The organism is Ectopseudomonas toyotomiensis (genome assembly GCF_900115695.1).
GTDB lineage: Bacteria > Pseudomonadota > Gammaproteobacteria > Pseudomonadales > Pseudomonadaceae > Aquipseudomonas > Aquipseudomonas toyotomiensis.
Genome location: NZ_FOXK01000011.1, coordinates 135245 through 161490, shown reverse-complemented (window position 1 = coordinate 161490; position 26246 = coordinate 135245). Strand labels below are relative to the sequence as shown.

General features: G+C 61.1%; 22 protein-coding genes. 10 read left to right on the top strand and 12 right to left on the bottom strand.

Features of this window, described 5'->3' with window-relative positions; genetic code table 11:
* Positions 1-48 precede the first annotated feature (48 nt).
* Both mapR and ccoG read right to left on the bottom strand, forming a co-directional pair.
* Complete coding sequence (mapR, locus tag BM186_RS21415) at positions 49-1461, bottom strand: GntR family transcriptional regulator MpaR (protein ID WP_017674826.1); 1413 nt, start codon at positions 1459-1461, stop codon at positions 49-51.
* Positions 1462-1732: 271 nt separating this feature from the next.
* Positions 1733-3145 (bottom strand): cytochrome c oxidase accessory protein CcoG, encoded by a 1413-nt coding sequence (ccoG, locus tag BM186_RS21410; protein WP_074918215.1) that lies wholly within the window; start codon positions 3143-3145, stop codon positions 1733-1735.
* Between the two features lie 342 nt (positions 3146-3487).
* Between ccoG and BM186_RS21405 the strand changes: the two genes are divergently transcribed.
* The 5 genes from BM186_RS21405 (at position 3488) to BM186_RS21385 (ending at position 8605) form a co-directional block, all read left to right on the top strand.
* On the top strand, positions 3488-5155 hold the full coding sequence (locus BM186_RS21405; protein WP_074918213.1) for a nitrite/sulfite reductase: 1668 nt from the start codon (positions 3488-3490) through the stop codon (positions 5153-5155).
* The gene (locus BM186_RS21400) at positions 5152-5670 is read left to right on the top strand and encodes a DUF934 domain-containing protein (RefSeq protein WP_074918211.1); all 519 of its coding nucleotides are present in this window, start codon (positions 5152-5154) and stop codon (positions 5668-5670) included. Before BM186_RS21405 ends, BM186_RS21400 begins: the two co-directional genes overlap by 4 nt.
* Positions 5667-6020 (top strand): CidA/LrgA family protein, encoded by a 354-nt coding sequence (locus BM186_RS21395; RefSeq protein WP_017674822.1) that lies wholly within the window; start codon positions 5667-5669, stop codon positions 6018-6020. The genes BM186_RS21400 and BM186_RS21395 overlap by 4 nt, the downstream gene beginning before the upstream one ends.
* Entirely contained in the window at positions 6017-6700 is a 684-nt protein-coding gene (locus tag BM186_RS21390) for an LrgB family protein (protein ID WP_074918209.1), read from the top strand. The genes BM186_RS21395 and BM186_RS21390 overlap by 4 nt, the downstream gene beginning before the upstream one ends.
* Before the next feature lie 297 nt (positions 6701-6997).
* On the top strand, positions 6998-8605 hold the full coding sequence (locus BM186_RS21385; protein ID WP_074918207.1) for a malate:quinone oxidoreductase: 1608 nt from the start codon (positions 6998-7000) through the stop codon (positions 8603-8605).
* 357 nt (positions 8606-8962) lie between these two features.
* Here the strand turns inward: BM186_RS21385 and BM186_RS21380 are convergent, their stop codons facing one another.
* The 3 genes from BM186_RS21380 to BM186_RS21365 all read right to left on the bottom strand — a co-directional run bounded on the left by BM186_RS21380 (position 8963) and on the right by BM186_RS21365 (position 13626).
* Entirely contained in the window at positions 8963-9676 is a 714-nt protein-coding gene (locus tag BM186_RS21380) for a trypsin-like peptidase domain-containing protein (RefSeq protein WP_074918205.1), read from the bottom strand.
* Positions 9677-9880: 204 nt separating this feature from the next.
* Complete coding sequence (gene plsB / locus BM186_RS21375; protein ID WP_074918203.1) at positions 9881-12364, bottom strand: glycerol-3-phosphate 1-O-acyltransferase PlsB; 2484 nt, start codon at positions 12362-12364, stop codon at positions 9881-9883.
* Between the two features lie 419 nt (positions 12365-12783).
* Positions 12784-13626, bottom strand: coding sequence for an EamA family transporter (locus BM186_RS21365; RefSeq protein WP_072425477.1), 843 nt, complete (start codon positions 13624-13626; stop codon positions 12784-12786).
* Positions 13627-13914: 288 nt separating this feature from the next.
* Here BM186_RS21365 and BM186_RS21360 point away from each other — a divergent pair, with 288 nt between their 5' ends.
* The gene (locus tag BM186_RS21360) at positions 13915-15795 is read left to right on the top strand and encodes a bifunctional diguanylate cyclase/phosphodiesterase (RefSeq protein ID WP_074918198.1); all 1881 of its coding nucleotides are present in this window, start codon (positions 13915-13917) and stop codon (positions 15793-15795) included.
* Positions 15796-15851: 56 nt separating this feature from the next.
* Here the strand turns inward: BM186_RS21360 and BM186_RS21355 are convergent, their stop codons facing one another.
* From BM186_RS21355 to BM186_RS26435, 7 genes are all read right to left on the bottom strand, one after another.
* The gene (locus tag BM186_RS21355; RefSeq protein WP_074918196.1) at positions 15852-16268 is read right to left on the bottom strand and encodes a hypothetical protein; all 417 of its coding nucleotides are present in this window, start codon (positions 16266-16268) and stop codon (positions 15852-15854) included.
* A 10-nt stretch (positions 16269-16278) separates the two neighbouring features.
* Positions 16279-16671 carry a hypothetical protein gene (locus BM186_RS21350; protein ID WP_074918194.1) on the bottom strand — a complete coding sequence of 131 codons (393 nt, stop codon included), beginning with the start codon at positions 16669-16671 and terminating at the stop codon, positions 16279-16281.
* 439 nt (positions 16672-17110) lie between these two features.
* Positions 17111-18019, bottom strand: a complete 909-nt coding sequence (locus tag BM186_RS26445; RefSeq protein WP_139228028.1) for a restriction endonuclease — start codon at positions 18017-18019, stop codon at positions 17111-17113.
* 107 nt (positions 18020-18126) lie between these two features.
* The gene (locus BM186_RS21345) at positions 18127-19155 is read right to left on the bottom strand and encodes a restriction endonuclease (protein WP_074918193.1); all 1029 of its coding nucleotides are present in this window, start codon (positions 19153-19155) and stop codon (positions 18127-18129) included.
* A 112-nt stretch (positions 19156-19267) separates the two neighbouring features.
* Positions 19268-19843 carry a hypothetical protein gene (locus BM186_RS26440; RefSeq protein WP_139228027.1) on the bottom strand — a complete coding sequence of 192 codons (576 nt, stop codon included), beginning with the start codon at positions 19841-19843 and terminating at the stop codon, positions 19268-19270.
* Between the two features lie 139 nt (positions 19844-19982).
* A complete protein-coding gene (locus BM186_RS21340; RefSeq protein ID WP_074918191.1) occupies positions 19983-20453 on the bottom strand; it encodes a hypothetical protein in 471 nt (156 codons plus the stop codon).
* Positions 20454-20569: 116 nt separating this feature from the next.
* Positions 20570-20953 (bottom strand): hypothetical protein, encoded by a 384-nt coding sequence (locus BM186_RS26435; protein WP_139228026.1) that lies wholly within the window; start codon positions 20951-20953, stop codon positions 20570-20572.
* A gap of 502 nt (positions 20954-21455) precedes the next feature.
* Here BM186_RS26435 and BM186_RS21335 point away from each other — a divergent pair.
* The 4 genes from BM186_RS21335 to BM186_RS21320 all read left to right on the top strand — a co-directional run bounded on the left by BM186_RS21335 (position 21456) and on the right by BM186_RS21320 (position 26105).
* Positions 21456-22379 carry an ABC transporter ATP-binding protein gene (locus tag BM186_RS21335; RefSeq protein ID WP_074918190.1) on the top strand — a complete coding sequence of 308 codons (924 nt, stop codon included), beginning with the start codon at positions 21456-21458 and terminating at the stop codon, positions 22377-22379.
* Positions 22376-23107 carry an ABC transporter permease subunit gene (locus BM186_RS21330; protein WP_003244158.1) on the top strand — a complete coding sequence of 244 codons (732 nt, stop codon included), beginning with the start codon at positions 22376-22378 and terminating at the stop codon, positions 23105-23107. Before BM186_RS21335 ends, BM186_RS21330 begins: the two co-directional genes overlap by 4 nt.
* Positions 23108-23119: 12 nt before the next feature.
* Positions 23120-24946 (top strand): GldG family protein, encoded by a 1827-nt coding sequence (locus tag BM186_RS21325; protein ID WP_074918187.1) that lies wholly within the window; start codon positions 23120-23122, stop codon positions 24944-24946.
* A 166-nt stretch (positions 24947-25112) separates the two neighbouring features.
* Positions 25113-26105 (top strand): DUF4340 domain-containing protein, encoded by a 993-nt coding sequence (locus BM186_RS21320; protein WP_074918185.1) that lies wholly within the window; start codon positions 25113-25115, stop codon positions 26103-26105.
* Positions 26106-26246: the final 141 nt, after the last annotated feature.

Here is a 26246-nt window from a genome sequence, read left to right as displayed (position 1 = left end):
ACGTAGGTGGCGCAGGTCATCCGTAGGGTGCGCTGTGCGCACCAGGCGTCAGAGCAACCCCGCCACCAAGCGCCCGAGCACTTCCATGGCCTGCTCGCTGCGCGGGTTCCACGGGTGGCCGTAGTTCAGCCGCGCGCAGTGGCGAAAGCCCTGGCTGGCGGAGAAGATCGGCCCCGGCGCCAGGCTGATGCCTTGGGCCAGCGCCAGGCGCAGCAGTTGCAGCGAGTCCAGGCGCTCGGGGAATTCGAACCAGAGGAAGTAGCCACCCGAAGGTCGCGTGACCCGCGTGCTGGCGGGGAAGTGCCGGGCGGCAGAGGCGAGCATGGCGCTTTGCTGCATTTCCAGGGCGTGGCGCAGCTTGCGCAGGTGGCGGTCGTAGCCGCCGTGCTGCAGGTAATCGGCCAGCGCTGCCTGGGCTGGCACCGACGGCGAGATGGTGGTCATCAGCTTGAGCCGGGCGATCTGCTCGGCATAGCGCCCGCCGGCCACCCAGCCGATGCGATAACCCGGCGCCAGGCTCTTGGAGAAGGAGCTGCAATGCATCACCAGCCCCTCGCGGTCGAAGCTCTTCACCGGCTTGGGTGGGTGGCTGCCGAAGTACAGCTCGGCGTATACGTCGTCCTCGATCAGAGGCACCTGGTGCTCGACCAGCAACTCATACAACGCCTGCTTCTTCTCCTCGCTCATGCTCGCGCCGAGCGGGTTCTGCAGGCTGCTCATGAACCAGCAGGCCTTGATCGGCAGTTGCTTCAGACTCTCCGACAGGGCGCCCAGGTCGATGCCCTCGCGTGGGTGCACAGGGATTTCCACGGCCTTGAGCTGCAGCCGCTCCAGCACCTGCAGGCAGGCGTAGAAGGTGGGGGATTCGATAGCCACCAGGTCGCCGGGCTGGGTCACGCACTGCAGGCAGAGGTTGAGCGCCTCCATGGCGCCGTTGCTGATCACCAGTTCCTCCATCGGCAGCATCACGCCGCTGACCATGTAGCGCAGGGCGATCTGCCGGCGCAGGTCGGCGTTGCCGGCGGTCATGTCGGCGATGATCTCGTGCGGCGAGAGCCTGCGCAGCGCGTGCGCCATGCTCTTGGCCAGACGCGGCAGGGGGAACAGGTCGGGGCTGGGGAAGGCCGAGCCGAAGGGGACGGTGTGCGGGTCCTTCAGCGAGGCGAGCACGGAGAACACCAGCTCGCTGACGTCGACCTCGGTGGTTTGCGCGGCGTGGGCGGTCAGCTCAGGCTCGTGCAGCGGGCGTTTGGCGTGTTCGCGAACGAAGTAGCCGGAACGGGCGCGCGCCTGGATCAGGCCGCGATCTTCCAGCAGGTAGTAGGCCTGGAACACGGTGGACGGGCTGACGCCGTAGGTGCGGCTGGCATGGCGTACCGAGGGCACCTTCTCGCCGGGGCCGAGCACGCCGGTACGGATCAGCTCGGCGATCTCGTCGGCAAATTTTTCGTAGCGTTTCATCCTGTCCTGGTTCACCGACGCAAAGGGTATGGGCGAACACTTTACGGGGTGAGCGGCAGACATGGCAGTGCCTCGTAGAGGGGGACGTATCTCGAATCGCCCCGGATTGCATTCGGGCCGCGACGCTTGCTCCCCTCTCCCATTTATGGGAGAGGGGCCGGGGGAGAGGGTTAAATACACCTCCGTGCAACCGTTACCCCCTCTCCCCGGAGGGGAGAGGGGATTGATCGGGTCCACCTTTCGTTAAGTGAACAGCACGGTTTACCGCGCCTCAATGCAGCGGCGCCAGGAAGGTGCTCTGGGTGCTGACGTGGCTCTGCGAATCGGCCTGGTCGCGCACCTCGAAGCGCAGGTTTTGCGGCCCGGCAGCATTGTGCGTGGCCGTCAGCGCGACGCTTACCGGCAGATCACGAATCTCCCCTGGCGCCAGGCTCAGCGTGCGCGGGCCGTGCAGCTCGAAGTCGCTGGCGCCGACCAGGCCGATGGCATAGCTGCGCGGCTGCTGGGTCTTGTTGATGATCTTCAGGCTGTAGATGTTCTCGATCTGACCCTGGGCGTTCTCGCGGAACAGACCACGGTCGCGGGTCACGTCGAGGGAGATCAGCGGGCGCTCGGCCAAGGCCCAGACGAAGGCCCCCATCATCACCGCCAGCATCGCCGCGTAGCCGACCAGACGCGGGCGCAGCCAGTGGGTCTTGCCGCCGGCCAGCTCGTTTTCCGAGCTGTAGCGCACCAGGCCGCGGGCATAGCCGAGCTTGTCCATGATGCTGTCGCAGGCGTCGATGCAGGCGCCGCAGCCGATGCATTCCAGTTGCAGGCCATCGCGGATGTCGATCCCAGTGGGGCAGACCTGCACGCACATCGTGCAGTCGATGCAATCGCCCAGGCCCTCGGCCTTGTAGTCGGCGTCCTTGCGGCGCGGGCCGCGGGTTTCGCCACGGGCGGCGTCGTAGGAGATGACCAGCGTATCGCTGTCGAACATCACGCTCTGAAAGCGCGAGTAGGGGCACATGTCGCGGCACACCTTCTCGCGCAGCCAGCCGGCGTTGATATAGGTGGCGGCGGTGAAGAACAGCACCCAGAAGGCCGTGGTGGCACCGACTTCGAAGGTCGCCAGGTCCACCGTCAGCTGACGCACCGGGGTGAAGTAGCCGACGAAGGCCATCGCCGTGACCAGGCTTACCGCTAGCCACAGGCCGTGTTTGGCGCTGCGCCGGGCCAGCTTCTGCAGCGACCAGGGCGCGGCGTCGAGTTTGATGCGCTGGCCGCGGTCGCCTTCGGTGATCTGCTCGACACGCATGAACACCCAGGTCCACACGCTCTGCGGGCAGGCGTAGCCGCACCAGACGCGACCGGCCAGCACGGTGATGAAGAACAGGCCGAAGGCGGCGATGATCAGGATGGCCGAGAGCAGGATGAAATCCTGTGGCCAGAAGGTCGCGCCGAAGATATGGAACTGGCGGTTATCCAGATCCCAGAGCACCGCCTGGCGGCCGTTCCAATCGATCCAGGCGGTGCCGAAGAACAGCAGGAACAGCAGGCCGGCACCGAGCAGGCGCAGGTTACGAAAGCGCCCGGTGAAGCTGCGTGTGTGGATCGGGCCGCCGGCCTGGGCCGGGGTCAGGCGAATGGGCTTGGCCGGGTCGATGGTCTCGACGGCGCGCACGGGGATCAGATCGGTCATGTCGTTGCCCTCATCAGGCGTTTATTCAGGCTGGCGCCATGATCCGAGTGGGGCTGTTTACAAAACAGACTCAGGTTTTCGATAAAAAAGCGGATCAGATGATTGCGTCGAACGCAGGGAAAAGTGCCACGCAGGCCGCCAGGCCGCGCCATTTCTGAGGTCATGAGCCTTCATGTCGAGCGATCCAGATACCGCCCTGCGACATCGCGCCACGCCAATCAGTGCCCTGCATCGGCCACTGGCGTATCCATCTGATCCGGTTTTTTAAGGCTTTTCTGGCGCTGTTTTCGGTGCACGCCCGGCAGGCATAGTCGACGCCCCGTGATCAGGAGGCCTGCCGGCATGTACCAATACGACGATTATGACCGCGCGCTGGTGCGCGAGCGCGTCGCCCAGTTCCGCGACCAGGTCCAGCGGCGCCTGGCCGACGAGCTGAGCGAGGAGGAGTTCCTGCCGCTGCGCCTGCAGAACGGCCTGTACCTGCAGAAACATGCCTACATGCTGCGGGTGGCGATCCCCTACGGCACCCTGTCGGCCAAGCAGATGCGCGCCCTGGCGCATATCGCCCGCGCGTACGACCGCGGTTACGGCCACTTCACCACGCGTCAGAACATACAGTTCAACTGGGTCGAGCTCGAACGCGTGCCGGACATTCTCGACTGGCTGGCCGAGCATGACATGCATGCCATCCAGACCTCCGGCAACTGCGTGCGCAACATCACCACCGAGGCCTTCGCCGGTGTCGCCGCCGACGAGTACCTCGACCCACGCCCGCTGGCCGAGATCCTGCGTCAGTGGTCGACGGTCAACCCGGAATTCCTCTTCCTGCCGCGCAAGTTCAAGATCGCCCTGTGCGCGGCCGAGCAGGACCGTGCAGCCATTCAGGTGCATGACATCGGCCTGCAGCTGTACCGTGACGCCGCCAACGAACTGCGTCTGCGCGTGCTGGTCGGCGGTGGCCTGGGGCGTACGCCGATCATCGCCCAGCCGCTGCGCGAAGGCCTGCACTGGCAGGACTGTCTGTCCTATGTCGAGGCCATCCTGCGCGTGTACAACCGCCATGGCCGGCGCGACAACAAGTACAAGGCGCGGATCAAGATTCTGGTCAAGGCCCTCGGCATCGAGGCCTTCGCCGCTGAGGTGGAGCGCGAGTGGCAGCCGATCAAGGACGGCCCGGCGCAACTGACCGAGGACGAGTACCAGCGCGTCGCCGCCTCCTTCCACAAGCCGGCCTACGTGCCGCAGGACGCCCTCGACCTCGACTTCGGCACCCACCTGGCGCGCGATGAGGCCTTCGCCCGCTGGGTGTCGCGCAACGTCATGGCGCATCAGGTGCCCGGCTACCTGAGCGTGGTCCTGTCGACCAAGCCGGGCATCAGTGCACCGCCCGGCGACGTCAGCGCCGAGCAGATGGAGGCGCTGGCCGACTGGAGCGAGCGCTACGGCTTCGGCGAGATTCGCGTCGCCCACGAACAGAACCTGGTGCTACCCGATGTACGCAAGGCCGACCTCTACGCGCTATGGCAGGAGGCCGAAGCGGCGGGGCTGGGCACGGCCAACGCCGGGTTGCTCACCGACATCATCGCCTGCCCCGGTGGTGATTTCTGCTCGCTGGCCAACGCCAAGTCGATCCCCATCGCCCAGGCCATCCAGCAGCGTTTCGACGACCTCGACTACCTGCATGACCTGGGCGAGCTGAGCCTGAACATCTCCGGCTGCATGAACGCCTGCGGCCACCACCATATCGGCAACATTGGCATCCTCGGCGTCGACAAGAACGGTAGCGAGTGGTACCAGCTCACCCTCGGCGGTAGCCAGGGACAGCAGGCGGCGCTGGGCAAGGTGATCGGCCCCTCGTTCGCCGCCGAGCAGGTGCCCGAGGTGATCGAGCGCATCGTGCGTACTTACGTTGATCAGCGAGAGGTCAACGAAGGCTTTCTCGACACCTTCCAGCGCATCGGCCTGGAGCCATTCAAGGCGAGCGTGTACAGCCGCGAGGAGGTGGCATGAACAATCTGATTCGCCTGGTCGAGGGCCAGGCCTGCATCGTCAGTGATGATCCCTGGCAACTCGACACTGAAGGGGACGCGCCGCTGATCCTGCCGCTGACGGCCTGGCGCGAGCGGCAGCCTGCTGCGGTGCTGCAGGGCAGGGCGATGAGTGCCGATGGCCTGCTGTTGCAGGTGGACGACGAGCCGGAGGCGCTGCAGCCCTTTCTCGCCAGCCTGCCGCTGATCGCCATCGACTTCCCCAGCTTTCGCGATGGTCGTGGCTACAGCCAGGCCTACCTGCTGCGTACCCGCCTGGGCTGGTGCGGCGAGTTGCGCGCGGTGGGCGATGTGCTGCGCGACCAGTTGGCGCACATGCGCCAGTGCGGCTTCGATGCCTTCGCCGTGCGCGCCGACAAATCGCTGGAAGATGCACTCAAGGGCCTGCAAGGGCTCAGTGTGTTGTATGGTCGCTCGGTTATCGAGCCGCGTCCGCTGTTTCGTCGGGGGCGCCATAAGGAGGAGTCGAGATCATGATGGTGCGTGGCCTGTTCTGGCTGGTATTGCTGCAGTTGTTCGGCGTGGCGCTCAATCACTGGCTGTTGCCGATGCTGCCGGCCTCGATCATTGGCCTGCTGCTGCTCTCGGTCTGGCTGATGTGGCGCGGCGCCGTGCCCGAGCCGCTGCAGCAGGCCGCCGGTGGTTTGCTGCCATATCTGCCGCTGCTGCTGGCCGTGCCGGCCTCGGGGATCATGACCAGCAGTGACCTGCTGCTCGGTGAACTGCCGGTGATCGCCACGGCGTTGGTGCTGTCGCTGCTGGTCACCGTGCCGTTCTGCGGCTGGCTGTTGCAGACGCTGATCCGCCGTCAGGAGCGCAAGGGATGACGCTGCTGACTCATCATCCGCTGTTCGCCATCGCCCTGACCCTGGCCGCTTTTCTGATCGCCGCCTGGCTCTATCGCCGCAGCGGCTGGCTGCTGCTGCAGCCGGTGCTGGTATCGGTGACGCTGATCGTCGCCACCTTGCTGCTGTGCGGCGTGGATTACGCCACCTACCGCGCTGGCGCCGAGCCCGTTGCCTGGCTACTGGGGCCGGCCACCGTAGCCCTGGCGGTGCCGCTGCAGCACAACATCAAGCGCATCCGCCAATTGTTCTGGCCCGTGCTGATCACCCTGACGGCCGGCGGCGTCCTGTCGGTGGCGCTGACCCTGGCCATCGGCTGGGCGCTGGGCGCCGACTGGAGCGTGGTGATGAGCCTGGCACCGAAATTCGTGACCATGCCGATTGCCATGCCGGTGGCCGAGCAGATCGGCGGCGTCGCCTCGCTGGCGGCGGTGATGGTGATGCTCACCGGGGTGATCGGTACGGCCATGGGGCCGCTGCTGCTGCGTTGGGCGGGCGTCGATCACCCCGCGGCCCGTGGCCTGAGCTACGGTATCAATGCCCATGCCATCGGCACCGCGCACGCCTTGCAGGAAGGTGAGGAGTGCGGCGCCTTCGCCGCCCTGGCGATGAGCCTGCTGGGCATTGGCACTGCCTTGCTGTTGCCGCTGCTGCTGGCCTGATTCGGGCGGGATTCCGCCATTTCCAGGGGGCTCCTCCCGTGGATCTGGCGAGTTCCCGCCAGCCCCGTTCCGGCTGTGTGGCAGAAAGCCGCACAGGGACTGCTGAATCCTTTCAGCGGCACGCATATTGCTCCAGCACGCGGCGCGATCGGAATACGCCCGCCAAGAGGCCTGGAAACACCCTTCCTCCCGCCGCGCCGCAGATCTGCGGCTATCGCCCATGTGCGGCCCAAACGGCCGCTACCCGAAACCTTGCCTGCACGGCTGTTGTCGTCGTGCGATGAACTGGACTATCCCATGAAGAAAATCCTGCTGACGCTGCTTTGTCTCAGCGTGATCGGTTGCTCCAAGCCCCGCGAGCCCGAGAAAACCGTCGACGTGCTGCTGATCGGCGCTGGCGTGATGAGCGCCACCCTCGGCACCTACCTCCACGAGCTGCAGCCGGACTGGAGCATCGAAATCTACGAGCGTCTCGACCAGGTAGCCGCCGAAAGCTCCAACGGCTGGAACAATGCCGGCACCGGCCACTCGGCGTTCTGCGAGCTGAATTACACCCCGGAAACCGCCGACGGTGGCATCGACATCAGCAAGGCCATCGCCATCAACGAGTCGTTCGAGATCTCCAAGCAGTTCTGGGCCACCCAGGTCGAGCGCGAGGTGCTGAGCAAGCCCAAGAGCTTCATCAACATCACCCCGCACATGAGCTTCGTCTGGGGTGACGACAACGTCGAATACCTGCGCAAGCGCCATGCTGCGCTGCAGCACAGCAACCTGTTCCGTGGCATGGAGTTCACCGAGGATCACGCGCAGATCGCCCAGTGGGTACCGCTGGTCATGCAAGGTCGTGACCCGCAGCAGAAGGTCGCCGCCACCCGTATGGCCATCGGCACCGACGTTAACTTCGGCGAGATCACCCGTCAGCTCATCGACTCGCTGATCGGCAAGCAGCAGGCCAGCCTGCACCTTGAGCACGAAGTTCGCGATCTGCAGCGTAATGAAGATGGCACCTGGCGTGTCACCGTGGCCGACCTGGCCAAGGACGGCGCTGAGCAGAGCATCAATGCGCGCTTCGTCTTCATCGGCGCTGGTGGTGGCGCGCTCAAGCTGCTGCAGAAGTCCGGTATCGAAGAAGCCAAGGGCTACGCCGGCTTCCCGGTCGGTGGCCAGTTCCTGATGACGCGTAACCAGGACGTGGTTGCCCAGCACCTGGCCAAGGTCTATGGCAAGGCTTCTGTCGGCTCGCCGCCCATGTCCGTGCCGCACCTGGACACACGCGTGATCGACGGCGAGAACGTGCTGCTGTTCGGCCCGTTCGCCACCTTCTCCACCAAGTACCTGAAGAACGGCTCGCTGCTCGACATGTTCAGCAGCATGACCACTGACAACTTCATGCCGATGGTCAACGCCGGCATGGACAACTGGTCGCTGAGCACCTACCTGATGGGTCAACTGATGCTCAGCCAGGAAGACCGCATGGCCTCGCTGCGCGAGTACTTCCCGGAGGCGCAGGACGCCGACTGGGAGCTGATCAATGCTGGCCAGCGCGTACAGATCATCAAGAAGGATGCCGAGAAGGGCGGGGTGCTGCAGTTCGGCACCGAAGTGGTGACCTCGGCCGACGGCAGTATCAGCGCACTGCTGGGCGCCTCGCCGGGTGCTTCCACCGCTGCACCGATCATGCTGCACCTGATCGAGAAGGCCTTCGCCGACAAGGTCGCCACCCCTGAGTGGCAGGAGCGCCTGAAGGAGATCATCCCGTCCTACGGGCAGAAGCTCAACGACGACCTGGCGCTGACCAACCGCATCCGCCAGTGGAGCAGCGAGCGTCTCGAGCTGCAGCACATCGAAGTCGCCCCGGACGTGGAAATGGCCGCCGAGCCCGAGCCGGCTGCTGTGACTCTGTAAGGCTTTCACCGCTGTAAAGAAACCCGCCCTGCGTGATGCGCAGGGCGGGTTTTTTATTGGGCCGCTGACATTCGTGAGCTGAATCTTTCGCGGCTGAAGCGCAATGCCGCCCAGCCGCTCCTACGGGACGGGTGAATACCTGTAGGAGCGGCTTCAGCCGCGATGTTCTGGTCCGACCCCGGCATCCACGTTTCGTAGCGAGTAGGGCGTACCGGGACGCCGGCCGCTCGGAAGCAGTACGCCGTTGGCGTTCCGATGATGAGCCGTGGTGTCGAACGAGGGCATGGCCCGGCGGACTGTTCGCTTCGCTCCTGAGTCCGCCCTACGCCGGCTTTCCCGGGTTGCATCCGGTTATGTTCACTCCGTCAGCGTCATCAGAATATCGGCATACCAGGTGCAGTTCAGACCCAGGGCTTCGTCCTGATCCTCGTCGCGATTGCCGAGCAGGCGTGTCGAGTGGATGCCGAGCAGATGCCAGGGTAGCTCGCCATCGACGCTGGCGCGTTTGACCACTGGCGCGCCGCTCAGGCCGCGATGGGTGCGCCCGTCGGTGAGGAAGTAGCCCAGCCCGTGGAAACGCAGACCGAAGGACGATGCCAGTCCGGCATGGCGTGCCACCGGCATGCGGTGCAGGGTGTCCTGAAAGCCCAGCGGGAAGCCCACCACCAACAGCGTCGAGCCTATTTCCACATGCTCGTCGGCTTGCAGCAGGTGCTGCGGGGTGAAGGCCTGGTAAGCGCCATTGTCGGGAAGCGCGGCCTGATCCAGCTCGATCACCGCCACGTCGATCTCGCCCGCACCATCCATACCCTGACGCCACAGGTGCTGGTCGCCGTCATACAGCGGGATGGAAAAGCTGACGGTGCTGGCCAGGTTGTCTGCGTCGGTATGCAACTCGATCTGTAGGCTGTCCGGCTGATGGCCGCTCGGCTCGTCGAGCATCACGTGGCGGCTGGTGACGAGGAACAGCCGTTGATCCCGGCGGAAGAAGAAACCGCTGGCGTTGGTCAGTACCTGCCCAGTCGCCAGCGTGGTGATGCGTGCAGCGCTCAACATCAGGGAATCGATCATGGCCAGGGCCTCCTGCCGGTGTGTGGCTTATCGACTGACTGCCAAAACCGTGACAGGTTCGTCTGGTTGCATCGTCCGTCCGCGATGGTGGATGTCAAAAGCGACATCCACCCGAGGCTTTAACGGGTAGGGTGCGCCGTGCGCACCTCGGCAATGGGGATTCGAAGGTGCGCATGGCCTTGGCGGCCCCGCGACACCCTACGATTACGGCGCTGCCGGCTCATCCTCGTTACGATCCAGCGCCACCTGGCGGATCGACAGGCGAATCTCCGCTGGCAGCACGCGCTTGGCGGCGCCTTCGGCCAGTTCGCTGAGCAGCGGGTGATGGCTGAGCTTGCCGGCTTCGTCCTGGCGCAGCACGCCCTGGTCCAGCAGGCTCTGGATGAAGTGGCGGAACAGGCTCTTGTCGAAGAACTCCGGCGCGTTCAGGCCATGCAGGATCGACAGGCGCTGGGCCATGACCGTGCACAGGTCTTCCAGCTCCTCGGCGCTGATCGCGTTCTGCCCGGCGTTGAGCAGCAGGGCGATGGCCATGTAGAAACGCTGCAGGGTCTGCGCCACCGAGCGCGACAGCAGCGTCAGCAGCACGAACTGGCGCGAGCTCGGCGCCGGGCGCACGTATACGTCGCCCTCGACCTTGAGCAGGCCCTGCTCGACGAAGGCTACCAGCCACTGGTCGATCACGGCTTCCAGCTCGCTCTGTTCCCAGCGGATGAACAGCTCCGATTGCAGATACGGATACAGCGCGCCGGCGTAGCGCAGGATCTGCTCGCGGCTGATTCGCGCGCTGCTCTGGAAGAAGCTCGCCAGCAGCGCCGGCAGGGCGAAGATGTGCAGCACGTTGTTGCGGTAGTAGGTCATCAGGACGGCATTCTGCTCGTCCAGATACAGAATCTTGCCCAGCGCGTCCTTCTGTTCGGCCAGCAGGTCCATGCCCTTGACGTGCTCGATCAGCGCCGCGCCGTCGCCGTCTGGCAGGGTGGTATGCGGCGAGTAGGGCACCGCGCGCAGCAGGGCCAGGTAGAGGTCGAGCACACGGGCCAGGGCACGGTCGTCCAGTGCCAGCTTGCTGGTGGACAGCAGCGCCAATGCCACCAGGTTGACCGGGTTGATCGACGCCGCCTCGTTGAGGTGACGCGCCACGCGCTCGCCCAGGCGGTTGGTGGTGTCGTTGAGCCAGGCCGGGCGGTACTGCGGGCCCAGCTCCTGCTGACGCCAGCCGGGCTGCTGCTGATCGAGGAATTCGGCCAGCTTGATCGGCTCGCCGAAGTTCACCGAGACCTGGCCGAAGCGCTGCTTGAGCGCGCCGAGCACCTTGAACAGGTCGAAGATCGACTCCTTCTTCTTGCTCGCGCCGCGAAGCTCGCCCAGATAGGTGCGGCCTTCCAACACGCGCTCGTAGCCGATGTACACCGGCACGAAGACGATGGGCAGGCGGTGGCTGCGCAGGAAGCTGCGCAGGGTGATGGCCAGCATGCCGGTCTTCGGCCGCAGCATGCGCCCGGTGCGCGAGCGCCCGCCCTCGACGAAGTATTCGACCGGGAAACCCTTGCTGAACAGGGTGTGCAGGTATTCGTTGAACACCGCCGTGTACAGCGGGTTGCCCTTGAAGGTGCGGCGCATGAAGAAGGCGCCCCCTCGTCTCAATAAGCCACCAATAACCGGCATGTTGAGGTTGATGCCGGCGGCGATGTGCGGCGGCGTCAGGCCGTTGCGAAACAGCAGGTAGGACAGCAGCAGGTAGTCGATATGGCTGCGGTGGCAGGGCACGTAGATCACCTCGTGGCCCTGGGCGATGTCGCGCACGCCTTCGACGTTGTGAACCTTGATGCCGTCGTAGATCTTGTTCCAGAACCAGGACAACACCAGTTCGAGGAAGCGGATCACCGTATAGGTGTAGTCCGAGGCGATCTCGTTGCCGTAGCGCAGCGCCTGGGCTTCGGCCTTCTCCAGGCTGATCTTCTCGCGTTCGGCTTCCTCGGCAATCGCCTGGCGCACCATCGGGTCGTGCACCAGGCCTTTGACCAGGTTGCGCCGGTGCGACACGTCCGGGCCGATCACCGCCGCCTTCTGGTTGCGGAAGTGCACGCGCAGGATGCGATGCACCATGCGCAGGGTGCGCTCCTGGCCCTTGTCCTGCTCGACCAGCTCGCGCAGGTGAATCGGCGTGGAGAACTGCACGCGGGTCTTGCGCCCGAGAATCAGGATGCTCACCAGCCGGCGCAGGCGCCCGGTCACCGCCCAGCTGTCGGCGAACAACAGTTTCCAGGGGCTGGTTTCGCGGTCTGGCGACTGCCCCCAGAACACGCTGACCGGGACGATCTGTGCGTCATCCACGGCATGCTGGCTGAGGGCGGTGACCACGCGATCCAGGGTTGGCGATATGCCGCGCTTGTCCTGGCGACCGAACCAGTCCGGCTCAGGTGTCAGGTAGAAGAAGGCGGCGGGCTCGATGTGTTCCCCGACCGCCACCGGCAACACCGGGCGCGGCAGGCCGGCCTTGGTGCACTCGCGGTCGACCACTGCCAGGTCGCTCACTGAGGGCTGCTGCAGCACGTAGAACACCGGCTTGCTGCGGTCGAGCTTGAGGGTGAAGGCGGACTGGTTGATGGTTTCCGAGCGTACCCAGAGGTACAGCAGGCGGCGCAACGATCCGAAGACGAGGCGGCGGAAGGGGGAACGGGTCATACGGACTCTGCTTGTGTGGCAAAACGAGCGGTGGCTCGGGAAGGGCGCTAGTGTGCCGCAAGCCCGCCTGGCCGGCAAAAACTCTCGCGTCCAGGCAGTCAGCACGGCCAGCATGCAGGCAGCGTATGACGAAAAAACGGTCAACGATTCAGCACCCGTTGATCAACAGAACCGTAAAGCGGGGCTCGGGTTCCCGATCAGAATGCCGAGTCAGGCCGCCCCGATGGTGCGGATTGCCTCCTGACCTGCTGGTTGCGTTGGGGGACCGGGTAGGAGCGAGCTCTGCTCGCGAAGCTTTTGTGCTTGAGGTTCGCGAGCAGAGCTCGCTCCTACAGATGTCCTTGTAGGGCGGGCCGGGCGGCGATCCGCTTCAGCCCACCAGTTGTGTTTTCGCAATCCACTTGTCGCAACGCGAACCCCTACGCCAGCTTCATCACCACTACACCAGCCGCGATCACCGCGCACGCCAGCAGGCGAATCGGTCGCAATCTTTCCTTGAGCAACACCACCCCCAGCAGCACGGCAAACACCACGCTGGTCTCGCGCAGGGCCGAAACCAATGCCACCGGCGCCTGGGTCATGGCCCAGATAACGATGGTGTAGGCCGCCATCGACATCGCCCCTCCGGCCAGCCCGCCACGCCAGTGCGGGCCCAGCTGCAGGAAGGCGCGCGGCCCACGGCTGATGGCCAATACCACCGCCATCACCACGCCGTTGACGGTGAACAGCCACAGCGAATAGCTCAGCGCATCGCCATTGTTGCGCGCGCCCATGGCATCGCTGAGGGTGTAGCCGGCGATGAACAGTGCCGTCATCAACGCACAGACCAGCATCGCTCCCTGTGGCGCCTTGTGATGGCCGCCGCGCAGCGCCATCAGCCAGATGCCCAGCACCAGAACCAGCAAACCCAGCAACTGCAGGGCACCGAGCCCATCATGCAACAGCAGCAGTGAGAGCAGGGCGACCATCAGCGGTGAGCTGCCCCGCGCAATCGGGTAGACCTGGCCCAAGTCGCCGTACTGGTAGGCGCGGGCGAGAAAGAAGTTGTAGCCGATATGCAGCAACGCCGACAGCGCAATCCACGGCCAGGCCGAGGCTTGTGGCAGGGCCACAAATGGCAAGGCGCAAAGCGCCACCAGCCCTGCACCGATCTGAATCAGCGTGGCGGTGAGGAAGCGATCCAGACCAATCTTGAGCAGAGCGTTCCAGCCGGCATGCAGGGCAGCGGCGGCGATGACGGCGAGAAAGACCGTGGTTTCCAAGGCGGGCCTCGAAGGCAGGCGGTTGTCGAAGAAATTGAGCAGGAGCAGTGCAGATACCGCTCGGCTCGAAGTGATGTGGCTGAGGTGCCGTGTCGGTCGTCAGTCTGCCGCAAGCTCGATTTTCGGGCAAAACCCATTACCGCATGATGGCAGCACAGTGGCGCAACAATGCCTATGATTCAACGCAAGGCGATGGATCACGCCCCGCGACGCTGAACCAAAGGGCAACAGACCCAGGCCCAACATCTAGAAAACAGCCCGCCCGTGAAAGGCTTGGAGAACAAGGCGATGACCCCGCCCAGCACGCCGATCGACGCGCATGACGCCGTCGCTCGACGCCCTCGAATCGCAACACCCTTGAACCTGCTGATCGTTCTGGCGAGCGTATTCGTTGCCGTTGTCTGGCTGATCACCCTGCAACGCATCGCCTTCGAACGTGAGCAGGCGCTGGCTGCGGAAATGGAAGCCAACTCCAGCCTGGCCATCGCTTTCGAGCAGCAGGTGTTCCGCGCGCTGAAGGCGGCCGAGCAGGTGGCGGCTTTCGTGCGCGAGCAGTACCGCCGACAGGGCAAGGGCATCGACCTGCGCCGCTGGGTCGAGGAGGGCGTGATCCGCGAGGAGATGTTCACCATCGTCAGCGTGGTGGACGAGCAGGGCGATATCGTCAGCAGTAGCCAGAACACCGGCCCGGTCAACTACGCCGACCGCGAGTTCTTCACGGCGCAGCGCGATGCCCGTATCGATCAGCTGTTCATCAATCAGCCGGTACTCGGGCGAGTCTCCGGGCGTTGGCTGATCCCCATGTCGCTGCGTATCGAGCGCGATGACGGCAGCTTCGCCGGCGTCGTGGTGATGGCCGTGCGTCCAGAGGACGTCACGCGTTTCTTCCAGCAGGTCGATCTGGGCCCGCAAGGGCTTTTGGAGCTCGCCGGCCTGGACGGCGTGATACGGGCGCGCAAGATCGGCGCACGCAGCGAATTTGGCCTGGGTGCCGAGTCGCTGGCCTGGTTCCAGCGGCAAAAGCTGCAAGGCGCCGATGATTTCCACGACAGTGGCGAGGCGTTCGATGGCGTCGCCCGTATCGTCAGCTACCGCACCATGAGCGGTTATCCCCTGATGATCACCGTGGCCACCGCCTACGACGAGGAAATGGCCACGACCTTGCAGCGGCGCTCCACCTACCTGATGGCCGCGGTCGGCGTCACCCTGGTGGTCATGCTGTTCGTTGGCCTGCTGGCGCTGATGCTGGTTCGCCAACGCGCAGCCACCGATGCCCTGCAAGGCAGCGAAGCACTGTTTCGCGCCACCTTTCACCAGGCGGCCATGGGTATCGCCCACATCAGCCCCGAGGGGCGGATACTGCGGGTCAACGAGAAGTTCGCGCGCATGCTGGGGCGCCCGACCGAGGCGCTGCAAGGCGCCAACATTTTCGACCTGAGCGACGCTGAAGTAGCTGCCGCCGCCCGCAGCTTCCTGAGCGAGCAACTGGTCAGCGAGGCTCGTGCGCTTTCCCCGGAAATCGAGAAAACCTATCGGCGTGAGGATGGCTCGCTGATCTGGGTATGCGAGGCCTCGAGCGTCGTCCGCAATCGCCAGGGTCTCCCGGAGTTCCTGGTGCTGGTCACGCAGGACATCACCGAGCGCAAGCACCTGGAAGCCCGCCTTTGTCATGACGCCGAGCATGACGCCCTCACCGGGCTGGCCAACCGCGTCAGGTTCCACCAGCGGCTCGACCAGGCGCTGGAGTCCGTGCGCGACCAGCAGCAGCTGTGCGCCGTGCTCTATATCGACCTGGATGGATTCAAGGAAATCAACGACCGCCACGGTCATACGGCTGGCGACAGCCTACTGCAGATGGCCGCCAGGCGGCTGGAAGGATGTGTGCGCAGCACGGACACGGTCGCACGCTTCGGCGGTGATGAGTTCGGCATCGTTCTAGGCAATCTGCACGGCAGTCAGGATTGCGAGACGGTGGCGCTCAAGGTGCTGGATGTGCTGGCCAAGCCGTTCGATCTGGACGGCAGCATGGTGCGGATATCGGCGAGCGTGGGCGCCGCTCTGTTTCCGCTGCACGGTGAAGGCGGCCAGGACCTGCTGAAACGTGCGGATCAGGCCATGTACGCGGCCAAGCACGCGGGCAAGAACCGATTTCACCGCGCTGACGGATAGGGCTGATGATGGCCTGAGCAGCCATCGCCGGATCTTCGCCTGAATACCTGTGACGGCTACTGGTCCGCGACAGGCTGAGTCGAAACGCCCTGTTCGCCAGCCACCAGCAGCTGCCTGCGCCATTTCCACTCCAGCATGCCCAGGCCTCCCACGAACGCAGCCTCGCCGAGCACATGGCAAAGCCCCGGTAGCGTCATCACCGGGGCAAAGGTCGCCGCGATGCCAAGGCATGCCAGCGCCCAGAATCCGTTGGCCACTGCCAGCAGCTTGATCAGCGCTTCGGCGCGTCGCACACGAATCGCCAGCGAAAAGGAAAAGCAGGCGTAGGCGATATTGACCGCGCCGATGAAGCTCAGCAGCTCGCCGGGCAGGGCATACCAGCCGCTCAACCAGGGGGCCAGCAACAGGACCACAACGCCCGCGCTCGCAGCGGCCATGCAGTCCAGCCAGAGGATATGCCTGATCATTCCCATGAGGTTCGCCTCAAGCGCTGCGCCGCTTTTGCACGGCCAGCAGGAACAGCAGGGTAAAGGCGATCACCAGCAGATCCAGGGCGATGGCGGGCGCGGCCTTGTTCAAGTAGTCCTGGCCATGGATAAGCAACAGCGACACGAAGATGGCCTTGCTCAGCGCGGCAATGACGGCACAGAGAACCCGATGCTTCGGGCTCAGCGCACCATAGATCAGCAGCAGGCCCATCAACCCGACCAGCGCCGACCAACTGCGAACGACCAAGGATTGCAACTGCCCATCGAAGGATACGCCGAACATCGACTGCAGCGCTTCCTGCGGGGCGAACAGGCCGTAGAACATGGTCGCCGTGAGAACGCCGGATAGCAGCATCAGCCATTTGAAATTGCGTGCAATGAAGTCCATCGATGTTTACGTCCTTGTTGGTATGAGCGGGGAGAGCATAGCGTCAAAGCGAAGACGTCGGGCGCAGTCAGAGTGGGAATTCGAGGCTCCTGGGCAACCCTGTCGGTAGCCGGAGCTGTCCTATGCGGATGCCGGAGAGGTGTAAATCTCCACCAACCAAAAAACCGCCTGACGGCGGTGGATAAGGAAGGCGTGGTGGTTTTCTGGCGGTTGTGGTGAACAGCTGCACTGTCGGAACAGGCGAGTCCTGCAGCGGAACAAGGCCGATAACAATGCTGATCCACGTGATCGCTTGAACGCTTGGCCCCCGCTGTGCGAACTACAGAATGGCCAGGGCGATAGCGCCTAGAACAGGCCGGATATACGAGTGCAACCGCGCTGACGGCAGGTTCGAAAAGCTATTACTCACTGCTTGTGGGGAGAGTCCGTATACGCATTGTTAGCTGCCCGAAGCTGGAGGTTTGGGGATTAGCGAGGAGTTAAACTCAATAGTCCCATTTAATGCTCCATTCTTTACGCTAAATACTGCCTGCGCAAGTTTGTTCTCATCAGTGCAAGATGTGTTCCCAACTAAAACATATTGATCATCATATGCTAATTGTTCTGTGCCTAGTTTTTGGTAATTAGAAATGTAGCCATATGTCATTTCTATTTCTATAGGATGCGATTTTTTTCCGTTTTTATTTTTGAATTCATATTTTTCTTCGAGAGAAAATCCAACGCTAACCCAAGGATCTTGGCCGTTCTCCTCGTTCTCTTTGAGCTCTTTGTGTGCAATTCTACTTATTTGGCTTTCACTAAATAGTTGATTGCAGAAATCCAAAACTGCTAGCTCTTTACCTTGGAATAGCACAGTGGTTTCTGTATCCATGTCAAACCCTTCGTCTGTTGTCTCTGGCCTGTACTTCAATGATGCTGATTTAATGAAGTATGTCCTGCCGTAAACGTAAGGGCTCCTTAAGTGCTCAAATAAAGGCAGCCAATCCTTTCTTTTAGCTGCGCTAAATGAAAGAAGTTTAATGCTGTTAATCTCTGCATAGTTTCTTGCTGTCTGTGAAAATCCGTTTTTTGCCACTACTACGCTCTGATTAATTCCGAGTCTTCTATGCTTTTCTTTTAATTCTTCAATTTTTTTTATATCTAGCTTTCTAGATGTAGTGGTGCACTCTACACCTATTTTTATATTGCAATTTAAGACATTTGTTTCAATTAGAATGTCTACTTCACGATTTATACCGGCCTCACGATCAAAGATCATTGCTGATTCCGTTATTTTTGCATCAGCTGGTGCCAAATGCTTATTTATTATTTTCACCAGCTTCTGAAATTCATTTGTCCTAGGCGGCATCTCTCATCCTTGCGCATGGTTTAATTCGGAGGGCAGCTAACGTTTGAATTCAGCGAACGGCAAAATGCGCAGCATTTTGACGATCCGCTGGAATGAGTAGTTAGAACTCATCTGGGCAGTGTCAGCAAGAAGTTATCGGCAATTTCAAAAAGGCAGTCTGTGGGGTCTTCGCCGCGCTCCTTCATGTGAAGCATCTCGCATACCTTCTCGTCGTTTACGATAAGCATCAGCTTGCCCTGTTCGCGCATGGCTCCCTGTGTCATTGCAACCGCATGAGGCTCTGCACCGACTCTGGTCATGATAATTGCCATGCGCCGGAGACCGCGTTCCAAAAGGTACTTCTCAGTGGTGAGGATTTGCCCTTGTTTTATTCTTCCAGAATAGTTCTTGAACTCGAAAAGCACATAACGACTATCGAGGTGGTCGATGACAAATTTCCAGAACTCGGTAGTCGGCCTCACTCGACATACATAGTCGTAGCGATTTAGTCCGTCATCGGTTCGCTTTTGAGAATGCCAGCCATGAAGATCGTTCGGGAAGAGGTACTTGAGAATTTTTTCGCATACCTTTTCGTACTGTGCCCAGGACACCTTTCCCTTTTTAATGCTTTTGAGTTCCTGACATAGTTCAGTTCCTCTCGTGTCGCGAACTTGAGATGGTACGCCCCCAAGGGGTTTACTGCTTCGCATTGGATCATCACGTGTTAGCCGTGTCGCCTGAGGCTCGCTTGGGCTAGCCTCTAACAACGCATCCAATTCCTCCGCAAGTTCGGGATGTGAATTGCACCAGACTCTCAGATCAACCTGATCTACAAAGGTGATACTGAATTTTTGCTCAAGTGACTCTCTTAGCTCTGCTGGAAGAATGCAAGAAACTATTAGCATCCCTTTTTGAACCCGTGCGGCTACCCCATTACTCGCCACGCGGACAGCAGCAGCATCAATGAGGGAAGGCTGAGCGCGCGCCGTGCGGTAGTACTTAATCTCAATTGCCCAGCGCTCATTTCCAAAGTCAGCCAGTAGGTCAAACCCCCTATCCCCCCTGATGTTGTTTTTCGTGACGCTAAAGTTGTTCGCCTCCAAGATGCGGCGAGCGAGATCTTCAAATAACTGCCATGTCGGTACTGACGGATTCATATTTATGAGTTCTAACGTTTGGTTAAGGGGCGGGCTTTAGCCCGTCCCAGTGAGCGCAGCGGGCGATTTGAACCGATTGTTATATGCAGACACATCGGTGCGTGTAACCCATTCACCAATTCTTTGATTTTTCATAGATTTCTATGCGCTTTAGCGCTTTTTTTGAAATGGCAATTGACAAAATGTTTAGGTTTTTGTCTGAGCCTTTGTCTGTAATTGATTCAATGACTATAAGTCGTTCTGAGAGCATGTAAGAGAAATAATCGTGCGCGGGGATAATTTGTGAAATTCCCTGCGAAAATAGCGACTCCATTGCGCGCTGGTTAAATGCGGTGGATGTGGTATGCCAGTTTCCAGAGTAACCCTGTTGGCCATGCATGCTGCACAGCTTAACAAGATTGCAGAGCTTTATTATATCTATGGATGGCAATTTGTTTAATAATGCTCTTCTTCTGGATTGCAGGCCGATATATATAATTAACCCGGCACTAGCTAATGTGTAGAGTGCAAGTGCCAAATTTTCTGGGGAAAAGAGGGGGTTGAGTGTCGGTGGCCAGATGCGGAATATAACGCCGGTTAAGATTGAAGATGCTACTGCGAAAGCAGTGGAGATAATGACTATTGTCTCTGATTCCCAGGTTGTGTAATTGATTTCCTTCACTTCGCTAAGTGTTTCTTCTATGTTCATTGATGTTCCTGATGACGATCAGTCATTTAAGTTTTCTATGACGGTAGATTTCTGCATATAACGTTTGGTTAGGGGCGGGCTTTAGCCCGTCCCAGTGAGCGAAGCGAGCGATTTGAACCAGTTGTTATGCGGCTTACACTCATGCCCCAAAACTCTGGAAAAATTTAGTTGTGCCATAGATTAGAGCTGATGCTATTAGTGATGCGGTGATTCCACTCGCGAAGCCTATAAGACGTTCGCGCCGTATATCACCCACTGTTGGAACACCCGCAATTTTTCGAAATGCGTCAACATCCGCAGTAACCACAGACTTTATAGCGCTGAGCTCTTCGGCGAGAGTCTGCTTGTCGGCTTTTAGGCGCGAGATTTGTTGGGCCGCTTCGGCAATTTCTGTTTTGTTCTTCTGGGCTTCGGCCATGAGTTGGTCAATTGCTTGGATGCCATCAACCAAATTAGCCCTCGCCGCATCAAGTTTTGCGACGCGCTGATCTAAGCTTTGCTGTGCTTCTTCTTGAAACCCAACCGATATGCCTGAGATACCTACGGTTACGTGGAGTCTGCGTAAAATCTTGGCAACAAACTCAATGTAAATGCTTAGCAGCGATTCCATATACGACGTAATTCCTTCTGTGCTGCATAACGTTTGGTTAAGGGGCGGGCTTTAGCCCGTCCCAGTGAGCGCAGCGAACGGTTTGAACCAGTTGTTATAGGAAAACAACACGTTTTCTATTTGGTTCGGTAGTAGCTGTAAATACTTTTGGCCTTTGAGTAGCCGTAAAAGGCCAAATAGCAAAAAGCGATAATGGTTATTGCTGGTCCCGCCGCATTTATTCCAGTCATATAGGTTATATAAATTCCGCCCAGGATGATCAGAGCCACGTAAGCGGTAAGCGTTCTATTTTTTGCAGACAGGGCTAATGGCAACACTGATAGGGCAATAAGATGAAATGCAATTGTGATAATAATTTCTGAAGTCAGATTTGTTGGGATGGTGCCAGTTTGTGCTTGAGAGATTTGAATGATGGCTTGATACTCAAAATAATTTAAACCCGACACGGTGGCTGTGCTTAGGAAAAGTATTGGTGCATATTTTTTTATTGCGTTGTACATAGAGATAGAGCGATTCCTATAACAGTGATTAGATGGAAAGCGGTACTAATCCGATAGTAGAGCCTTCCATCTAACTCCGCACCATCGTCATAACCACCCTGGAAAATTCTTTTTGAAATCATGGCATTACCAGCCAGCTCCTGATCCTTGGACGTATTCGCTTGACTTCCTCTTTTGTCTCATTCGTTGCGGCTGCTCAAAAAACAGCCAGAACACGCTTTATGATCCGCGCGCTAGGAGTATGAACGCCCAAGCCATGAGCTGAGTTACCCGTAGGCAATACGGCACTTCGCCGTGGGGCGTTCAGCTTTGGCATAAAGCTGTCCGTTTGCTGAACGCTATATTCCTTTTACTGCTTGTTGCAACCTGCTGACTGAACTTTTTAGTTTTGCTACGGTCTTGCCCTCGTCCGGGCGTGTGCTTTTCGCGTCCGGCGTTCTTGCGGCCTGCGCTTTAGCGATGGTTTCGCTGAGCGCAGTGCCCTTCGCGACGGTGAGAGGCCATGATCGATATAAGAAACCTGACCAAGCGTTTTGCGCAGCACACGGCAGTCGATGACTTGTCGTTCCAGGTCCAGCCAGGGGAAGTGCTGGGCTTTCTAGGCCCCAACGGGGCTGGCAAATCCACCACCATGAAAATGCTCACCGGCTTTCTCGCGCCGACCTCCGGCACGGCGAGCATCCTCGGGTGCGATATCCAGACCCAGACTCTCAAGGCCCAGCGGCAGATCGGTTATCTGCCGGAAGGCGCGCCGTGCTATGGCGACATGACGGTGCGTGGCTTTCTTGAATTTATCGCCGAGGTGCGCGGTTTTCGCGGCGCCGAGAAGACGCTTCGCGTGCAGCGCGCTGTGGAGCAGGTGGAGCTGGAAAAGGTGCTGGAGCAGAGCATCGAGACGCTGTCCAAGGGCTTCAAGCGCCGCGTTGGCCTGGCCCAGGCGATTCTGCATGACCCGCGCGTGCTGATCCTCGACGAGCCCACCGACGGCCTCGACCCCAACCAGAAACATCAGGTGCGCCAGCTCATCCAGGGCCTGGCCTGCGACAAGATCGTGATCATTTCTACCCACATCCTCGAAGAGGTTACGGCGCTGTGCACCCGCGCCGTGGTGATCGCCCAGGGCCGTCTGCTGGCCGATGGCACGCCGCTGGAGTTGGAGAGCCGTTCGCGCTACCACCAGGCGGTGACGCTGGTGGCTGATCAAGCGCTGGATCAGGCTGCCTTAGCGGCGCTGCCGGGCGTCGCCGGTGTCGAGGAAAACGCCCGCGAGCACAGCCTGAGCGTGCTGGCGCAGCCGGGCGAGGTGATCTTCCCGCAGGTCAATGCGCTGATTGCCGAACGCGGCTGGAAGGTCAAGGAACTCAACGTGGAACGCGGCCGCCTGGATGAAGTGTTCCGCACGCTGACCCGGGGAGAGCAGCCATGACCCAGTTGCCGGTGATCTTCAAACGCGAGCTGGCGAGCTACTTCGCCACGCCGCTGGCTTATGTGTTCATCGTCATCTTCCTGGTACTGTCCGGGGTGTTCACCTTCTACCTGGGCGGCTTCTTCGAGGGCGGCCAGGCCAACCTGTCGGCCTTCTTCAATTTCCACCCCTGGCTCTATCTGTTCCTGGTGCCGGCCATCGCCATGCGCCTGTGGGCAGAGGAGCGCAAGTCCGGCTCCATCGAGTTGCTCATGACCCTGCCGATCACCCGCTTCGAGGCGGTTACCGGCAAGTTCCTGGCGGCCTGGGTGTTCGCCGGCATCGCGTTGCTGCTGACCTTCCCGATGATCATCACGGTCAACTACCTGGGCGAGCCGGACAACGGCGCCATCGTCACTGGCTACATCGGCAGCTGGCTGCTGGCTGGGGCGTATCTGGCCATCGGCTCGTGCATGTCGGCGCTGAGCAAGAATCAGGTGATCGCCTTCATCCTCGCGGTCAGCGCCTGCTTTTTGTTCATCGTCAGCGGCTTTCCCATGGTCCTTGATGCCTTCGCCTGGGCACCGCAGTGGCTGGTGGACGCCATCGCCTCGCTGAGCTTCCTGGTGCGTTTCGACGCCATCAGCAAGGGCGTGATCGATCTGCGCGACCTGCTGTATTTCCTCTCGCTGATCGCTGCCTGGCTAACCGCCACCGCCGTGGTCATCGATCTGAAGAAAGCTGACTGAAGGAATGCGCCCATGAAAAAGCTGATCTATTCCGGCGCCGGGCTGCTGCTGATCGCGGTGGCCTTTCTCGCCTTCAACCTGCTGGCCGGCCTTGGTCTGGGCGGCGCGCGCCTGGACCTGACCGAGCAGAAGCTCTACACCATCTCCGACGGCACCAAGCAGATCCTTGGCGAGCTGGACGAGCCGATCAACCTGTACTTCTTCTACTCGGACAAGGTGGCCAAGAACCTGCCGGCGCTGCGCACCTACGCCCAGCGCGTGGAGGAGATGCTCAAGGCCTACCAGGCCCAGGCCGGCGGCAAGATACGCCTGCACATCATCGACCCCGAGCCGTTTTCCGAAGACGAGGACAAGGCCGCGCAATACGGTCTGCAGGGCATTCCGCTGCAGCAGGGCGGCGACTCGATCTACTTCGGCCTGGCCGGCACCAACGGCCTGGACGACACCCAGGTGATCCCGTTCTTCGCCCTGGATCAGGAGGAGCATCTGGAGTACGAACTGAGCCGCCTGGTGCAGACCCTGGCCAAGCCGGAGCTGCCAGTGGTGGGCGTGCTCTCCGGGCTGCCGATGACCGGCGGCTTCGACATGATGGCGCGGCAGCCGACGCCGCCGTGGATGGTGCTGGAGCAGGTGCGCCAGTTGTTCCAGATCGAGCAGCTCAAGAGTGACGTCGACCAGATTCCCGAGAACGTCTCGGTGCTGTGGCTGGTGCATCCGAAGAACCTGCCCGAGCAGACCCTGTACGCCATCGACCAGTTCGTCCTGCGCGGCGGCAAGCTGATGGTATTCGTCGACCCCTATGCCGAGGCTGACAGCGGCGATATGCCGGGCGAGGTGGCGGTGGACAGGGCGTCGAACATCGAGTCGCTGTTCAAGGCCTGGGGCCTGCGTCTGGTGCCGGACAAGGTGCTCGGTGACGGTTCCTACGCCATGTCGGTCAACCTTGGTCAGGGCCAGCGTCCGGTGCGTCACGCTGCCTGGCTGAGCCTGCCGCGCAAGGCGCTGGATCAGACCGATATCGCCACGGCCGGGCTGGAGAGCGTCACCGTCGCCACCGCCGGCATTCTCGAACCGCTGGAAGGTGCGAAGACGCGCTTCACTCCGCTGATGCAGAGCTCCGAGTACGCCATGCCGTTCGATGCCCAGCGCTTCGCCATGCTCAGCAACCCCGAGGAGCTGATCCGCGAGCTGGAGCCGACCGGCGAGCGCTACACCATCGCCGCGCGTATCGATGGGCCGGCGCAGAGCGCCTTCCCCGATGGCATCGAGGGGCGCAAGGATGGTCTCAAGCAGGCCGACAACATCAACGTCATCGCCGTGGCCGATACCGACATCCTCAGTGATCGCATGTGGGTGCAGGTGCAGGACTTCTTTGGCCAGCGCATGCCGCAGCCCTGGGCGGATAACGGCAGCTTCACCATCAACGCGCTGGACAACCTGACCGGCTCCGAGGCGCTGATCAGCGTGCGTTCGCGTGGTCGCTTCAGCCGCCCATTCGTGGTGGTCGAGGAATTGCAGCGCGCCGCTGAACAGCGCTTCCGTGACAAGGAGCAGGCACTGCAGGCACGGCTGGCCGAGACCGAGCAGCAACTGGCGGCGCTGCAGCAAAGCGATGATCCAAACCTGGAGCTGACGCCGGAGCAGCAGGGCGCGTTGCAGCGCTTTATCCAGCAGAAGCTGGAGATTCGCAAGGAGCTGCGCGAGGTGCGCTACCAGCTCAATGCCGATATCGAGGCGCTGGGGCGCACGCTGAAGATCATCAACATCGCTTTGGTGCCGGCGCTGCTGACCCTTGGCGTGTTGGCGCTGTGGTTGTGGCGCCGCCGCCGTCGCGCGTGATGTTCAGTTGTGGGAGGGGCTTCAGCCGCGACAGTCGCCGCTGAAGTGCCTCCGCCAATATCTGATTTTCTAGAGGCCCGTAGGGTGCGCCGTGTGTTCAGCCGGGAAGCATCGGTGCGCACGGCGCACCCTACGTGGCTTCCTCCTATCCAAGGGTGAAAAGATCATGGGACGTAAAGGTCTGATCGCATTGATCATCATCGTGCTGCTTTGTGTGCTGGGTTACCTGGCCGTGCAGCGCAGCCAGCAGCAGAGCACGGCGCAAGTCGAGTCGGCGGCCTGGCTGGCAGCCGAGCAGGGCTATCTGAGTACGTTGCAGGCCTTGGAGATCGAGCAGCCGGGGCAGCCGCCTGTGCGTATCGAGCGACGCGGCGAACAGTGGGTGGTGCCGGCCAAGGCTGACTACCCGGCGGCACCGCAAGCGCTGGCCGAACTGCTGCGGGCATTGCGTGAGGCGCGCACGCAGGAGGCCAAGACTGCCAACCCGCAGTGGCATGCTCGTTTGGGACTGGCCGAGGAGGGCGGGGCCGATGAGCAGGCGCTGCGTCTGAAGCTGTACTTCGATGGCCATCCCGACCTGGGGCTGCGCCTGGGTAATCCCTCTCAGCAAGGCAGCGGGCAACTGGTGCGTCGTGCCGGCGAGAATCAGGTCTGGCTGATCGATCAGCAGTTGCAGGTGCCGACGCGTGAGCTGGACTGGCTGGATCGGCGTATCACCGATATCCCGTTCACCCGCATCGCCAGTTTGGTGCTGCGCTACGCCGATGGTGAGAATCTCACGCTGACGCGTGCCGATGCCCAGCAGTACAACTTCGCTGTCGCAGAGCTGCGCAAGGAGCAGAAACTTAGCTTCGAGGGTGCGGCCAATGGTGTCGCACTGGTCTTCTCCAACCTGCAGTTCGCCGATGCCGCGCCATTGGCGCAGATAGGTTTCAAGCAGGCGCCGATGCTGCAGTTCAACCTCAACGGTTTTGCCGAGGAGAAGCTCGAAGGAGCGTTGTACAAGCAGGGCGAGCAGTATTGGTTGGTGCTTGGCGAGCGTGAAGGTTTCAACGCCGCAGAGGTGAGTGCGCGCAGTGACTGGGCATATCGACTGGAGCCTGATCAGGTGCAGCGGCTGGCGAAGAAGTTGCGCGATCTGTTAGTCAAAAGCCCATAAAACAAGCTGTAACCCGCATATCTTCTGGGTTCGTGGCGGTTTTGAAAAAGTGCTTTTCAGTCACAATCCATGCTTTATACTCGGCCTTCGGCTGCAGCAAGAACGCGAATCGCTTGACCTGCTCCATGCTCGATTGCCGGG